The following is a 14,126-nucleotide window of genomic DNA, read 5'->3' as shown; positions in this document are numbered from 1 at the left end:
GCCACCGTTGCGGACAGCGAGAACGAAGACCGGGCCCCTGCCGAACGCCAGGGGCCCGAGGTGTGTCACGCGGCGACCGACCGCCGCTACAGCTTCTCCACCGGGGCGTACCGCAGCAGCAGCCGCTTCGGCTTGGTGTCGCCGAAGTCGATCGTCGCCTCCGCGTTCGCGCCCGTGCCCCCGACGCCGACGACCGTGCCGAGGCCGAACTGGTCGTGGGTGACGCGGTCGCCCACGGCGAGCGAGACCACCGGCTTCTCGTTGCTGCGGCGGGTCGCGAAGCCGGACGCTCCGGAGGCCGAGGAACGGGAACGGGACGACGACAGCGAGGACGCGATCCCGGAGGCCGGCCCCGAGGACACCGGCGCGGAGGCACCCGTGCGCTTCCACTGCAGGTGTGTGGCCGGGATCTCCTCCAGGAAGCGGGACGGCGGGTTGTACGAGGGCTGGCCCCAGGCGCTGCGGAGGGTGGACCGGGTGAGGTAGAGCCGCTCCCGCGCGCGGGTGATGCCGACGTAGGCGAGGCGGCGCTCCTCCTCCAGCTCCTTGGTCTGGCCGAGGGCGCGCATGTGCGGGAAGACGCCGTCCTCCATACCGGTGAGGAAGACGACCGGGAACTCCAGGCCCTTGGCGGTGTGGAGGGTCATGAGCGTGATGACGCCCGAGCCGTCCTCCTCGTCGTCGGGGATCTGGTCGGAGTCGGCGACCAGCGCCACCCGTTCCAGGAAGGCGGGGAGCCCGACGGGCGTCGCGGCCGCCGCCTCGCCCTCGCCTTCCGCGGCCGTGGCCTCCTGCTCGAACTCCAGCGCGACGGCGGCGAGTTCCTGGAGGTTCTCGATGCGGGTCTCGTCCTGGGGGTCGGTGGAGGCCTGCAACTCGGCCAGATAGCCGGTCCGTTCGAGGACCGCCTCCAGGATGGTCGCCGGTCCGGCGCCGGACTCCACGACGGTCCGCAGGTCCTCCATCAGCGTGTTGAACCGCTTGACCGCGTTCGTCGACCGGGCCGCCATGCCGTAGGCCTCGTCGACGCGCTTCAGCGCCTGCGGGAAGCTGATCTTCTCGCGCTGCGACAGGGCGTCGATCATCGCCTCCGCGCGGTCGCCGATACCGCGCTTGGGGACGTTGAGGATGCGGCGCAGCGGGACCGAGTCCTCCGGGTTGGCGAGGACCCGCAGATACGCGAGGACGTCCCGGACCTCCTTGCGCTCGTAGAAGCGGACGCCGCCGACGACCTTGTAGGGCAGGCCGACGCGGATGAACACCTCTTCGAAGACACGGGACTGGGCGTTCGTACGGTAGAAGACGGCGACGTCGCCGGCCTTCGCGTCGCCCGCGTCCGTCAACCGGTCTATCTCGTCGGCGACGAACTGGGCCTCGTCGTGCTCGGTGTCGGCGACATAACCGGTGATCTGCGCGCCCGCGCCCGCGTTCGTCCACAGGTTCTTCGGGCGGCGGGACTCGTTGCGCTCGATGACCGCGTTGGCCGCGCTCAGGATGGTCTGGGTGGAGCGGTAGTTCTGCTCCAGCAGGATCGTCGTCGCGTCCGGGTAGTCCTCCTCGAACTGGAGGATGTTGCGGATGGTCGCGCCGCGGAAGGCGTAGATCGACTGGTCGGCGTCACCCACGACACAGAGCTCGGCGGGCGGTACGTCCCACTCGTTGGGCGGCACGTCCACGGGGTGCTCGGAGGTGCCGACCAGCTCTCTGACCAGGGCGTACTGGGCGTGGTTGGTGTCCTGGTACTCGTCCACGAGGACGTGGCGGAAGCGGCGGCGGTAGTGCTCGGCGACGTCGGGGAAGGCGCGCAGCAGATTGACCGTCGTCATGATCAGGTCGTCGAAGTCGAGCGCGTTCGCCTCGCGGAGGCGGGACTGGTAGAGCGCGTAGGCCTGGGCGAGGGTCTTCTCGAAGCCGTCGGAGGCCTGGGCGGCGAAGTCCTCCTCGTCGATCAGCTCGTTCTTCAGATTCGAGATCTTGGCGCTGAAGGACTTGGGCGGGAAACGCTTCGGATCGAGGTCCAGATCACGGCAGACGAGCGCCATCAGACGCTTGCTGTCGGCGGCGTCGTAGATCGAGAAGGAGGACGTGAAGCCGAGCTTCTTCGACTCGCGCCGCAGGATCCGTACACACGCGCTGTGGAAGGTCATGACCCACATCGCGTTCGCGCGCGGTCCGACGAGCTGTTCGACGCGCTCCTTCATCTCGCCCGCGGCCTTGTTGGTGAAGGTGATCGCGAGGATCTGGCCCGGGTGGACGCGGCGCTCGCCGAGCAGGTGCGCGATGCGGTGGGTGAGCACCCGGGTCTTGCCGGAGCCGGCTCCGGCCACGATGAGCAGGGGCGAACCCGCGTGGACCACGGCCGCTCGCTGGTTCTCGTTCAGCCCGTCCAGGAGGGCCGCCGCGTCCAGGGCGGGGCGGGGGGCTCCGTCGCGGTAGTACGCGTCCCGGTCCGGGGGCACGTCGAACTTCCCACCGAACAGATCGTCCGGAAGCGGCTCCGGTACGTGATCGTCCTCGGGTGGCGGCGGGGGCTCCTCCGCGTGGCCGCGGGGGGCCTGGAGGTCCGCCAGGAAGCTGTCGTCAAAGAGGCTGCTCATCGCTCTCCGAGTCTAGGCGCCCGCACTGACAGCGAGAGGCCGCCCCGGAAAGTCCGTCCCCGCCACCTACCGCGACCGCCGTGCGACGGTGAGCGATCGAGCCTACCGTTCGTCGCGCCGAAGAGGCTAAGGTCACGAAAACGTATCGGGCATATCGCACATCAACCTTCACACGGGCCACACGAGTTGGCTAACTTTTTCTTTAGGGCCGTACGACCCAACCGGCGAACGTCGCCGGGCCGCACGACCTCCGCCGAGTCCGGTACGCCTCCCCGAGGCGCCCGGAGCCGGGGACCCACCGTTCTCCGGGGTGAATCGACCCGACCGCCGCGCGCGGCGAGGGCCGTAGGGCAAACCTTCCGAAGCTTGCGCCCGAACCCGACAGCTAACTCGGTAGGCGGACAACGGAAGGAGACGCCGCACCATGGCGCCGCACCGCAAGCCGCGTCCGGCCGGAACGCGCGCGGGCATACGCACCCCCGCTCTCGCCACCGCCGCCCTCACCTCGGTGGCCCTGCTCTCCCAGTCGGGCACCGCCACGGCCGCGCCCTCGACCGACGACAAGCCGAGCCTGGAGGAAGTCGAGAAGAAGGTCGACGCTCTCTACCGCCAGGCCGGTTCGGCGACCGAGGGCTACAACGCGGCCAAGGAGAAGACGGGCAGGCAGAAGAAGCAGGTCGACACCCTTTTCGACGGCGTCGTCAAACGCACGGAGAAGCTCAACGAGGCCCGGGAGGAACGCGGTTCCCTCGCCGCGGCCCAGTACCGCACGGGCGCGGCGGCCCCCGACCAGACCTCGCCGCTGCCGGCGGACGACCCGCAGGGCTACGTCGACCGGAACCAGTTGACGGACCGGCCGGCAGACCGCCCGCAGGAGGCCGTCGGCACGTACGTCACCGAGCAGGCCGAGGCGGCGGATCAGCGCCAGGAGGCGAGCGACGGCCTCGAACAGCTCACCGCGTCGCAGAACAGGCTCAAGGCCGGCAAGGCCAAGGTGCAGGCGAAGCTCGCCCAGGCCCGCGAGTTGCTCGCCGCCCTCACCGCCGAGGAGAGGGCCCGGCTCGCCGCGATCGAACAGCGCGAGCGGGAGGAGGCCGACCGCAAGGCGGAGGAACTGGCGCGGCAACAGACGGCACGGGCGACGACCGTGGAGACGCGGGAAGCTCCGCCTGCCCAGGAGGGTCAGGGATCACAGCCAGGCCAGGGATCGCAGGAAGGCCGGGCATTCCAGGAAGGCCAGGGATTTCAGGAAGGCCAGGGGTCGCAGGGCACCTGGGAGGACACGTTTGCCGGCACGGAGACGTCCACCGGCGCCACCTCCGGGACCACCGTCCCGGCCGAGGACTTCACCTACGCCACGAAGGCCGACAAGGCCATCGCCTTCGCCCGCGCACAGATCGGCAAGCCGTACGTCTGGGGCGCCACCGGCCCCGGCTCCTACGACTGCTCCGGGCTCACCCAGGCCGCCTGGAAGGCCGCCGGCGTCGACCTCCCCCGCACCACCTTCGACCAGCTCAGCGCCGGCACCACGATTCCCCTCGCCGACGCCAGGCCCGGCGACCTCGTCTTCTTCTACGACAACATCGGCCACGTCGGCCTCTACATAGGCAACGGCATGATGATCCACGCCCCGAAGCCGGGCACCTACGTGCGCGAGGAGACGGTCTTCCACGACGGCGAGTCGTCGGTGCACAGCGTGGTGCGGCCGGCGTAGCCGCACGGTCGGCCGGGGGCGCGCCGTCAGGTCCAGAGCACCGCGATGAAGATGTTCGCGATGGTCAGCGCGCCCACCAGGCCGAACAGCGGCTTCTCCACCGTCTCTTCGTCCCGTTTCACATAGACCAGCCCCAGGATCACGATCAGCAGTGCGAGTTTGACGCCGATCTTGATGTTGTCGACGGGCTGGCCGTCCGCCTGGTTGAGGCCGACGAGGAGAACACCGGTGACGAGCATGGTGAGGGCGCCGTGGAGCATCGCGGGGACGAAGCGGGCGGCGCCCTGACCCATGGCCTTCATCTGGGTCAGGAAACCACCCAGGAGGGAGGCGATGCCGATGATGTGGAGGGCGACGAGGATGTGGATGAGTACGTCCATGCGCGGAGCCTAATGAGGGGCCTGCGCCAGGCCGGGCGCGGGGGCCTGCGCCAGGCCGGGCGGGGCCTGCGGCGGGCCGGGCGGGGCCTGCGGCGGGCCGGACGCGGGGCCGCTCCATCTCATGGGGAACGGTGGCCGCACGCGGCCTCCGGGGGCGCCACGGCCTCCCGAAGATCTCCGGCACGAGGTTCGCCGGCACGGAGTTCGCCGGCACGGAGTTCGCCGGCACGGAGTTCGCCGGCACGGAGGCTTCCGGCACGAAGACATCCGAAACGATGGCGCCGGCACGATGGCCTCCGGCGGGGTCCTGACGATCTTGCATATATGCGCCGCATAGCATCGCCGCACTCCCGACAGATCCGAAATGACCGTATCGGTCATCGCGCAGCGTGAAGTCGGTGACGCCAGGACGAGATCACGGTCACATACGGTCACCTCACGGTCGGTGCACGCCACTTCCGTACAACGCGTTACCGTGCCCTCACGCCCAGGTTTAGCGTCCTCCCTCAGGTGCCCGGCTCCCCACCGCCGCCCGGCCAGGGGCGGCAGTCGGACACCACCGCCGAGAAGGTCCGGCGGCGTCCCGCTCCCCCTGTGCGGGCCGCCGCCGGACGCGTCACCGCTCCCCCCAGGCGGTCCGTACGGTCGGACGATGTCCGTACCGCGGACGGCGGTCGTACGGAGAGGACATGGACTCCACGTGGCAGCGCACCGCAAGCCCAGACAGCGCTCACTCGGCGGCCACACGGTCCGCACGGCCGCGACCTTCGCCCTCGCGGGCGCGGCGACCGCGACCGGCTTCGACGGCACCGGGCACGCCGACCCCCAACTCACGCCTGACCAGGTCAGGGCGAAAGTGAACAAGCTGTTCCAAGAGGCCGAGGTCGCCACCGAGAAGTACAACGGCGCGAAGGAGAAGGCCGACACAGCGCAGGAGAACCTCGAAGAGCTGCGCGACCAGGCCGCCCGCCGCACCGAACGGCTCAACTCCGCACGGGACGAGCTGGGTTCGCTGGCGGCGGCGCAGTACCGGCGCGGGGGCATCGACCCTTCCTGGCAACTCGCGCTCTCCGCCGACCCTGACCAGTACCTGGACGGCGCCGCCCTCGCCGAGCGGGTCGGCAGCCGGCAGTCGGCGGATGTGGCGAGCGTGCGGAAGCAGTTGCTGGAGATCGAACGGCTGCGCGGGGCCGCCCGGGTCGAACTGGGCACGCTCAAGACCCGACAGACGGAGCTGAAGCGGCACAAGAAGACGGTCACCTCGAAGCTGTCCGACGCACGGCAGCTGCTCGGCCGGCTCACTAGCGAGGACCGGGCACGGTTCGACACCGCGGGCGGCAGCACGGGGCACGTCTCCCGCTCCTCCGCCTCGCCCCGGCGCGACCTCACCGGCCCGGTCTCCCCCGCCACCGCCGACGCCCCCGACTCCCGCGCCGCAGCGGCCGTCTCCTACGCCTTCTCCAAGCTCGGCAGTCCGTACGTCTGGGGCGCCACCGGCCCCAACGCCTTCGACTGCTCCGGTCTCACCCTGGCGGCCTACCGCGCCGCGGGAGTCTCCCTCCCCCGCACCACCTACTCCCAGATCAACGCCGGCCGCCGCGTCTCCCGTTCCGAACTCCTCCCCGGCGACCTGGTCTTCTACTACTCCGGCATCAGCCACGTGGGCATCTACATCGGCAACGGCCAGATGATCCATGCCCCGAACCCCTCCGCCCCGGTACGCGTGGCTCCGCTCGACGAGATGCCGTACGCGGGGGCAACAAGGGTGGCCTGAGCGGACACCTCCGGCCGGGCGAAACGGAGCGGTACGGAGCGGACAGCGCGGGGCTGCTGCCTCGCGCTGATGGGCGGCGTCGAGCGGCTGCCGGACGCCGAGGCCTGGATGTCCGGTGGCACGGGCGGTCCGGCAGCACGGGCCAGCTTCCGGCTGGCCGGGGGCTCGGGGCAGCGGGGCAGCGGGGCAAGGGGAGGTCGACCACCGAAGGCGCACCGCCCGACCGACCTGGCGCCCGCACCATCAGTGCCAGGACCAGGACCAGGACCAGTGCCAGGACCGGTGCCAGGACCAGTGCCAGGACCAGGACCAGTGCCAGGGCCAGGACCGGTGCCAGCGCTGGTGCCGAGCCGGTGCCGGCGCCCACCCCTCACACCAAGCGTCGTGCCGTCGCCCACCTCGTCAGCTCGTGCCGGTTGGAGAGCTGCAGCTTCCGCAGTACGGCGGACACATGGGACTCCACCGTCTTCACCGAGATGTAGAGCTGCTTGGCGATCTCCTTGTACGCATATCCGCGGGCGATGAGACGCAGCACCTCGCGCTCGCGCTGGGTGAGTCGGTCGAGGTCCTCGTCGACAGGCGGGGCGTCGGTGGAGGCGAAGGCGTCCAGGACGAAGCCGGCCAGGCGCGGGGAGAAGACGGCGTCCCCCTCCTGCACCCGGAAGATGGAGTTGACGAGATCGGAGCCGGTGATCGTCTTGGTGACATAGCCGCGCGCACCACCCCGGATCACACCGATCACATCCTCCGCCGCGTCCGACACGGACAGCGCGAGGAACCGGACGGGCTGTTCGGCGTCTGCCATCAACGCAGAACAACGGCGCAGCACTTCGACGCCTCCCCCGCCGGGCAGATGCACATCGAGGAGCACCACCTCGGGCCGCGTGCTCGTGATCACCGAGACCGCCTGGTCGACGTCGGGTGCCTCCCCGACGACCTCCACACCCGTACGGTCCGTCTGTCCGATCTCGGCCCGCACTCCCGTACGGAACATCCGGTGATCGTCCACCAGCACGACCCGGACGTGCCGCCCGACCGCGGAGACACCCGCTCCGGCCCCGCCTTCGGTCGCAGCGGACTGCCCGGCCGTGGCGGACTTCCCCGGTGCGGCGGTCACACCGGCATCACCGTCCGTGGTGGTCGTGGCGGGAGTATCGGGGCGGCCGGCCACGCCCTCAGCCGCATCCGTGCCTCTCGCGGTCGCACCTCTCTGGCCCCCGTCCGGGTCAGTGCCCGAACCGCTCTGTGCGTCAGTGTCGTTCGCCCCGTTCGCGTCACTCATGACGTCGTCTCCGCCCTCTCCATCTCCAACTCGACCTCCGTGCCGCCGTCCGGTACGGCGCGGAGCCGTGCCGTTCCTCCGTTGCGCTCCATGCGGCCGATGATCGATTCTCTGACGCCCATGCGGTCGGCGGGTATCGAGTCGAGATCGAAGCCCGGACCTCGGTCGCGGACGGACACGAAAACCGTCCTTCCCTCGACCTCGGCGAAAACCTGTACGGCGCCGCCCTCGCCACCGTACTTGGCGGCGTTCACCATCGCCTCGCGCGCGGCCTGCATCTGCGCGGTCAGTCCTTCGTCGAGGGGGCAGTCCCCCACGACGACCACCTCTATGGGGACGCCGTGCTTGTCCTCGACCTCCGCGGCGTTCCGCCGCACGGCCTCGGCGAGGGTGTCCGGCTCGTCGTCCTCGTCCTTTCCTGTGCCCTCGGGTTTGTACAGCCAGTTCCGCAGGTCGCGCTCCTGGGCTCGGGCGAGGCGGCGGACCTCGTTCGGGCTGTCCGCATTGCGCTGTATCAGCGTCAGCGTGTGGAGCACCGAGTCGTGGACGTGGGCCGCTACCTCCGCGCGCTCCTGGGCACGGATACGCATCAGGCGCTCCTCGGAGAGGTCCTGGGTCATACGGACGAGGTACGGCCCGGCCAGCAGCGTTATGCCCACGAGGACCGCGAGTGCGGCCTGCAGCACCGAGCCCAGGTGGGCGGCCGAGCCCTGCAGGACGAATATCCCGGACACGCCCGCGGTGACCAGCAGGACACCGGCCACGGAGCGGAGCAGCGTGATCGTGCGCCGCCGCCGGCCGACCTCGGCCCAGCGGGCGCGCCGCGCGTTGTCCGCCTGACGCCAGACCAGGGCGACACCGGCCGCGACGAGCACGGTCGGCCAGAGATACGCCCGGGCGGCCTCGCCGAGGTCCACATTGCCGACGAAGACCATGGCCACGACGACCATGAGGAGGAGGGCGACTATCTGCCCGCGGTCGGGTTTGCGGGCCACGAGTCTGCGGCGGCCGTCGGGCGAGGTCTCGGTGGCGATGGCCGGCGGCCGCTGGTTGTCGACGCCTCCCACACCGAGCGGGACGAAGAACCAGAACGCCGCGTAGACCAGGGCACCGAGGCCGTCCGCGAGAAAGAGGCCGGCGAACACGAGCCGCACCCAGGTCACGGGCAGCCCAAGATGTCCGGCGAGCCCTCGCGCCACGCCTCCGAGCCAGCGTCCGTCGCTGCTGCGGTAGAGCTTGCGCGGGGGCCGCGGAGTGTCGACTGGCAGTGCTGCGGCTTCCGGCATGCCATCGATATTCACACGCACGGCGGATCCAGGCATCAGGGTCGGTCCCCGAGACGTCCCTGATCTTCGGCCCAGGCGTGATCGCACACATCCCCGAACGGATATCAGGGTTCGACCAGGGTCGTCCCGACTGCCATCGGACCGGCTAGGCGGTCACGATGGACGCATGACGGATCACCAGCACGCGGCAGCGGAGCCGGGCCCCGGCTCGGGTCCGGACGCCCGGCGGCCCATGAACGAGCCGCAGGACGCCGTGCCCTCGTCGGGCACGGGCGCAGAGGAGCCGCGCGCACACGGGAGCGCGGACACGGGCCGACAGGCGCGCACGGGTGCGCGGACAACCGCGGGTGCGCCTGCGGATCAGGCGGCCTCCGCCGGCCCTCACGGAGCTGCCGGCCGCTCCTCCCCCGGAGCGGAAGACCCGTCCGCTCCTGGCTCGGCGGGGCGCCCCGGCCTCGACGATCCGGCGGACAGGCCCGCCGCTCCGCACAAGTTCCGCCGCAACCGCCAGTACAAGATGCTGGGCGGTGTCTGCGCCGGGCTCGGGCGTCAGTGCGACATGGATCCGGTGATCTTCCGGGTGGTGCTCGCGGTGCTCGCCGCGACCGGCGGCTTCGGCCTCATCTTCTACGGCTTCGCCTGGCTGTTCATACCGTATGACGATGAGGAGGAGAACGAGGTACGGAAGCTGCTGACCGGCAGGGTCGACGGCCAGGCCCTCGCGGGCGTGCTCTTCGCACTGGTCGGCTGCGGTGTCTTCCTCACCATGCTGAGCAACACGACCGTCCTGACCTTCTCCGTGGTCGTCTCCTTGCTCCTGGCCGGCGCGGGTTACTGGTCGCAACAGCGCGGAGCCCCTGACCCCGATCCGCTCGCCGCGCAGGCCGTCGCCGACGCCCCGCCCGAGGCCCAGGCGCCGCCCGTGGCGTCCGCCTACCCCTCCTGGTGGCGCGACCCGATCATCAAGGACGGAAAGCATGTGGGCGGCACGGGCTATCTGTGGGGGCCTTGGACGACCCGCGACCGGGACGTGGCGGCAGCGGTCAACATCGCCGGGGGATACATGCCGTCCCGCCACGACGTACGCGCCGCGCGCCCGCCGAAGCCGCGCGGTCCGCGCTGGACAGGAGGCTGGATATTCCTGCTCGCTCTGCTCGCCGGCGGACTCGGCACCGGAGCGACCTGGGAGAACCAGGCTCTCGCCACCAGCCTGCAGACCGGCCTGGCCTGCGCGCTGACCGTGTTCGGCCTGGGCATAGCCCTGAGCGCCTTCCTCGGCCGCACGGGAGCGGGGTCGATCTTCCTGTCCCTGGTCACCGGAGGACTCCTGGCATGCACGGCGGCGCTCCCGGCGAACATCAGCACCGACTGGGTCCGTACGGAGTGGACACCGCGAAACGTGAAGAGCGTGGCGCCCCGCTATGAGCTGGGAACCGGCGTGGGCACGCTGGACCTGTCCGGAGTGGACATACCGAAAGGAGAGACGCTGACGACGAGCGTGGAGGTGGGCGCGGGCAACGCGAGGGTGGTGGTCCCGCAGGACGTCACCGTGCGTCTCGACGTCGAAGTAGGCCTCGGTGACATCCAGTTGCCAGGTGACGACAAGGAGGACGTGGACGTGGCACCGGACAGGAGCGATCGACTGACGCTGTCCCCCGAAAAGGGTTCCGACAGCGGTGGCACGCTCACCATCGACCTCGAAGTGGGTCTGGGACAGGCGGAGGTGGCCCGTGCTGCGTCATGAGTTCCGCCCGGGGAAGCTCATAGCCGGCCTCTTCCTCACCGCTGCCGGCGTCGTGTATGTCGGCGACGCGAGAAACGCCTGGGAAGCCCCCTGGTTCGCCGTAATACCCCTCGTGATCGGGGGGCTGTGTCTGGCAGGGGCGGTGGGTCTCTTGAACCACGCGATACGCGGACGCGGGACATCAGGAGGGACGGGGCCGACAGGGCCGACGGGGTATGGGAGTGCGGCGGGGCCGTCCGGAGCGGCGATGAGTGCGGGGGCGACTGGGCCCGGGGGTACGGCCGACTCGGAGGGAGTCACAGGACCGAGCGGTTCTGTGGGGTGAGTCTTCCTGGGCGGCCGGGGATGGGACGGGAAAACTGCCGCTGCCGGCGTGCACGAGAGTGCGCAAGGGCCGCCGGGCACGCACGGATAGTCGGAGTTACGAGGCATGGCGGCCTGCGAGAAGAGACGGTCAGAGGGGCGGGCGACAGTCGGGCAGGGGGCGCGGGACGGGGGCGACGGGGCGGTCGGTACGACAGGGTCGGCGCAGCGAAGGGCCAACTCGGAGAGCCTGAGAGGAGGGCAGGTGGGCGGCGTGATGGGCGCGGCGCGCGGAGGTTTGTGGGCAGCTGGGGCTTGACGTGTCTGGCTGGGGGCACCACCGGCCCGGGGAGGAAACGTGTCTGGTTGGAGGGCGCCACCGGCCAGCCCAGGGTTGGAGATGGCGCTCTGCTGCCAGGCGACCAGGACCGCAGTGCAGGCGGGACAGGCTGTGGGGCGGTCATGGGTCGAGGGCCGCAGACTGGTGGCGGGGCGATCAAGAGCCTGATACGGCTCGCAGAGAGGCCCCACCCATGCCTGGCGCAGGCGGGCCCAGCTGGGGTCACTGGGGCGTTGGAGGCAGGTGCCGTGGCCGCGCGCGGTGCCGGGTGGTGAGAGCGAGCAGCAATGACCTGAGGGCCGTGGGTGATGCCGTGCTGGCGCAAGCTCTGCTGGGTGGTTTCGGTGAGCCGTGGGCGGGGTGGTGCCGTGGGGTCAGTGGTAGGCGCCAGCGCGGTGCCTGCTGCCGGCATGGCGGCGGGAGCGAATGACCGCGTCCACGGAGAGGACCGGGGCGCCGGCGAGGATCAAGGGGATCCAGGCCATGAGGTAGGGGAGGTCGTTGCCGTAGTAGTACGGGGATGCCGACCAGCTCACTGTCAGCCAGAGGCTGAGGGAGATCAGGGCCCCGCCGAAGGCGGCGAGACGGGTGAAGAGGCCGAGGAGGGCGCCGATGCCGACGGCGAGTTCACCGATGGCGATGGCGTATCCGAAGCCGACGGGGTTCTTGAGGGCCATGTCGATCATCGCTGGGATGGCGGAGGAGTCCCTGGTGGCGCTCATCATGTCGCCGATGGAGCCGGAGCCGGAGGCTGACATGAACGCACTGTCGGTGAGTTTGTCCAGGCCGGCGTAGATGAAGGTGATGGCGAGGAAGATGCGCAGGGGCAGCAGGGCGTAGCGGGAGGCTGTGTCCCGCCAGTGGGGGCCACCGTCGAGGTAGGGGGTGTGGGAGTCCGTGCGAATGCCGTGAGTCATGGTCTGCGCCGCCTCTTGTCCGCCGTGCCGTTGACCCCTCAACAGACGATACGTTCGGAGGGGTGGGGGTGCTCAATGGTTCGGGCGTGTTTTTCCGGGTCGGGGCGGCTTGTCGGGGTCGGGGTGCGGCCTCGTGGGACCGTTCCTCCGCCCTTACCTCCATCCCATCCCACCCAAGGTGCTGCGGCCCTTGCGCCCCCTCACCCACGCTCACCTACCGGAGCCCGGTCCCGGCCCCGCCCCATCGACCCCGCTTGCGATACCGCCCCCGCCGAACGCAGCCCCCCAGCGATGATCGACAGGGTAGGCCTGAAGGACCCCGCCACAGGTCGTCGACCGGCCCCAACCGCCGAGTCCCCACCCCACCGGCCCAGGTCGGCCCACGTCACGCGGCCGAAGCTGAGGTCACCGGAGAAACGAGACCCGACACCCGGCACCCGGCACCCGACACCCGGGCTGCCCAGCACTCGGCTGCCGGCGCCCGTCCCGTCGTCCCCTCCCCCTTCCTCCTGTCGGTCGCTCAGTCCGCTGAGACCTCGATCGTGTAGCGGTTGGTCTCTACGCCGGCGGCTGTGACGACCTGGACGTCGACCTTGCCGGGTTCGACGTCGGCGGGGACGGGGGCGGTGAGGACGGCGTCCGTGGGGTTGCTGAAGCCGCCGGCGACGGGGACGAGGGGGACGTGGACATGGACGGCTCCGATGCGGACGACCATGCGGGAGAGGTGGTCGGCGGTCTGCGCGCCGGGTGGGACGAAGCCGGCGCCGCGGATCTCGATGTCGTCGCCGTTGCGGATGGGGGCGTCGAGGTCGCCGGCCTCGCGGGCGCGGACGACGGACAGGACGACGGGACGGCCGCCCTCGGCGTATTTGCCCGCGACGTAGGTGGCGGCGGAGACCAGGACGAGGAGGGCCAGGCCCCAGGGGAGGTCCGGGAGTTGGTCGGGGCGGCGGGCCAGGCGCACCGCCGCGAAGGTGAGGGCGACGGTGCAGATGATCACGTACTGGATGTCCGTGAAACTGCCTCGGCCGGAGTCGTCGGTGAGGAGGTCGGCGGCGCGGGGGCGGTGGGCGCGGACCTTCTGGAGGCGTTGGGAGAGGATCCGCAGGCCGACGACGCGGCGGACCAGGACCGCGATACCGCAGACCACGGCCAGGACGGTCACGATGCCCGCGCCCCGGGTGAGGTCGAGGCCGGCGATGAGGGCGTCACGTTCCCGGTGGTCGGAGGCGGCGGCCAGGCGGCCGACGAGGACGAGGATCGCGAAGACGACGAAGAGCACCCAGGCGGCCGCGATCGCGCGGGAGGTGGAGAGACGGTTGTCCTCGCCGATGACGGGGGCGAGGGCCCCGCCGCGTGCCCGGTGCAGATATCCGGCGCCCGTCAGTGCCGCACCCACGAGCAGGGCGGCGAGCAGTCCGGCAGTGCGGGCGACCGTCCAGCCCGCGCCGATCGCGGTGAGGGACTGGACGAGGAGGAGGGTCACGACCGCGGCCCAGACGACGATCGCCGTGCGCAGCCACAGGCGACCGAGCCAGGCCTCGCCCTCGACGCGGCCTCGCTCGGCGACGAGGGCCGCGGACTGGGTGAGTTCGTCCGAGACCCATTGGCGGGAGGCGGACACGGAGTGCGCGACGGCCGCCGGCAACCCTTGCCCGGACGCGAACTCCTCCCGCTTCAGCAGGAACTCGGCGACCGCGCGCCGATGACCCGCGCGCGCCCCGTGCGGGCAGTCCCCGCACGTGCACCCACCCTCATGGGCCGCGCCCATGCCCCCTCTCGCCTCCTG

General features: G+C 70.9%; 9 protein-coding genes and 1 riboswitch. Of the genes, 3 read left to right on the top strand and 6 right to left on the bottom strand.

Annotation, left to right across the window (positions count from 1 at the left end):
* Positions 1 to 86: 86 nt before the first annotated feature.
* Positions 87 to 2,597 carry a DNA helicase PcrA gene (gene pcrA, locus H4687_RS28075; RefSeq protein ID WP_046917932.1) on the bottom strand — a complete coding sequence of 837 codons (2,511 nt, stop codon included), beginning with the start codon at positions 2,595 to 2,597 and terminating at the stop codon, positions 87 to 89.
* Positions 2,598 to 2,838: 241 nt separating this feature from the next.
* Positions 2,839 to 3,012: riboswitch (cyclic di-AMP (ydaO/yuaA leader) on the top strand.
* 9 nt (positions 3,013 to 3,021) lie between these two features.
* On the opposite strand from pcrA, the gene H4687_RS28070 reads away from it, so the two are divergent.
* Positions 3,022 to 4,311, top strand: coding sequence for a C40 family peptidase (locus H4687_RS28070; RefSeq protein WP_046919047.1), 1,290 nt, complete (start codon positions 3,022 to 3,024; stop codon positions 4,309 to 4,311).
* Between the two features lie 26 nt (positions 4,312 to 4,337).
* Here the strand turns inward: H4687_RS28070 and H4687_RS28065 are convergent, their stop codons facing one another.
* Positions 4,338 to 4,691 carry a hypothetical protein gene (locus H4687_RS28065; RefSeq protein WP_046919048.1) on the bottom strand — a complete coding sequence of 118 codons (354 nt, stop codon included), beginning with the start codon at positions 4,689 to 4,691 and terminating at the stop codon, positions 4,338 to 4,340.
* 700 nt (positions 4,692 to 5,391) lie between these two features.
* On the opposite strand from H4687_RS28065, the gene H4687_RS28060 reads away from it, so the two are divergent.
* Positions 5,392 to 6,465 (top strand): C40 family peptidase, encoded by a 1,074-nt coding sequence (locus tag H4687_RS28060; RefSeq protein WP_046919050.1) that lies wholly within the window; start codon positions 5,392 to 5,394, stop codon positions 6,463 to 6,465.
* 370 nt (positions 6,466 to 6,835) lie between these two features.
* Here H4687_RS28060 and H4687_RS28055 read toward each other — a convergent pair whose 3' ends face one another.
* Positions 6,836 to 7,747, bottom strand: a complete 912-nt coding sequence (locus tag H4687_RS28055; protein ID WP_306459053.1) for a LuxR C-terminal-related transcriptional regulator — start codon at positions 7,745 to 7,747, stop codon at positions 6,836 to 6,838.
* Positions 7,744 to 9,033: an ATP-binding protein gene (locus tag H4687_RS28050; protein WP_046917654.1), complete on the bottom strand. Its 1,290-nt coding sequence runs from the start codon at positions 9,031 to 9,033 to the stop codon at positions 7,744 to 7,746. The genes H4687_RS28055 and H4687_RS28050 overlap by 4 nt, the downstream gene beginning before the upstream one ends.
* Positions 9,034 to 9,199: 166 nt before the next feature.
* Between H4687_RS28050 and H4687_RS28045 the strand changes: the two genes are divergently transcribed.
* Complete coding sequence (locus tag H4687_RS28045) at positions 9,200 to 10,777, top strand: PspC domain-containing protein (protein ID WP_046917655.1); 1,578 nt, start codon at positions 9,200 to 9,202, stop codon at positions 10,775 to 10,777.
* A 1,017-nt stretch (positions 10,778 to 11,794) separates the two neighbouring features.
* On the opposite strand, the gene H4687_RS28040 is transcribed toward H4687_RS28045, so the two are convergent.
* Both H4687_RS28040 and H4687_RS28035 read right to left on the bottom strand, forming a co-directional pair.
* Positions 11,795 to 12,337 (bottom strand): DoxX family protein, encoded by a 543-nt coding sequence (locus H4687_RS28040; RefSeq protein ID WP_046913551.1) that lies wholly within the window; start codon positions 12,335 to 12,337, stop codon positions 11,795 to 11,797.
* A 520-nt stretch (positions 12,338 to 12,857) separates the two neighbouring features.
* Positions 12,858 to 14,108, bottom strand: a complete 1,251-nt coding sequence (locus H4687_RS28035; RefSeq protein WP_050399465.1) for a hypothetical protein — start codon at positions 14,106 to 14,108, stop codon at positions 12,858 to 12,860.
* Between the last annotated feature and the right edge of the window lie 18 nt (positions 14,109 to 14,126).

Source organism: Streptomyces stelliscabiei, from assembly GCF_014873495.1.
GTDB lineage: Bacteria > Actinomycetota > Actinomycetes > Streptomycetales > Streptomycetaceae > Streptomyces > Streptomyces bottropensis.
This window is presented reverse-complemented; position numbering and strand designations above follow the sequence as displayed.

Excerpts from the sequence above, each read along its gene's own strand:
- H4687_RS28070 (WP_046919047.1), top strand. The coding sequence starts at position 3,022 with ATGGCGCCGCACCGCAAGCCGCGTCCGGCCGGAACGCGCGCGGGCATA.
- H4687_RS28035 (WP_050399465.1), bottom strand. The coding sequence starts at position 14,108 with ATGGGCGCGGCCCATGAGGGTGGGTGCACGTGCGGGGACTGCCCGCAC.
- H4687_RS28065 (WP_046919048.1), bottom strand. The coding sequence starts at position 4,691 with ATGGACGTACTCATCCACATCCTCGTCGCCCTCCACATCATCGGCATC.
- H4687_RS28040 (WP_046913551.1), bottom strand. The coding sequence starts at position 12,337 with ATGACTCACGGCATTCGCACGGACTCCCACACCCCCTACCTCGACGGT.
- H4687_RS28050 (WP_046917654.1), bottom strand. The coding sequence starts at position 9,033 with ATGCCGGAAGCCGCAGCACTGCCAGTCGACACTCCGCGGCCCCCGCGC.
- H4687_RS28045 (WP_046917655.1), top strand. The coding sequence starts at position 9,200 with ATGACGGATCACCAGCACGCGGCAGCGGAGCCGGGCCCCGGCTCGGGT.
- H4687_RS28055 (WP_306459053.1), bottom strand. The coding sequence starts at position 7,747 with ATGAGTGACGCGAACGGGGCGAACGACACTGACGCACAGAGCGGTTCG.
- pcrA (WP_046917932.1), bottom strand. The coding sequence starts at position 2,597 with ATGAGCAGCCTCTTTGACGACAGCTTCCTGGCGGACCTCCAGGCCCCC.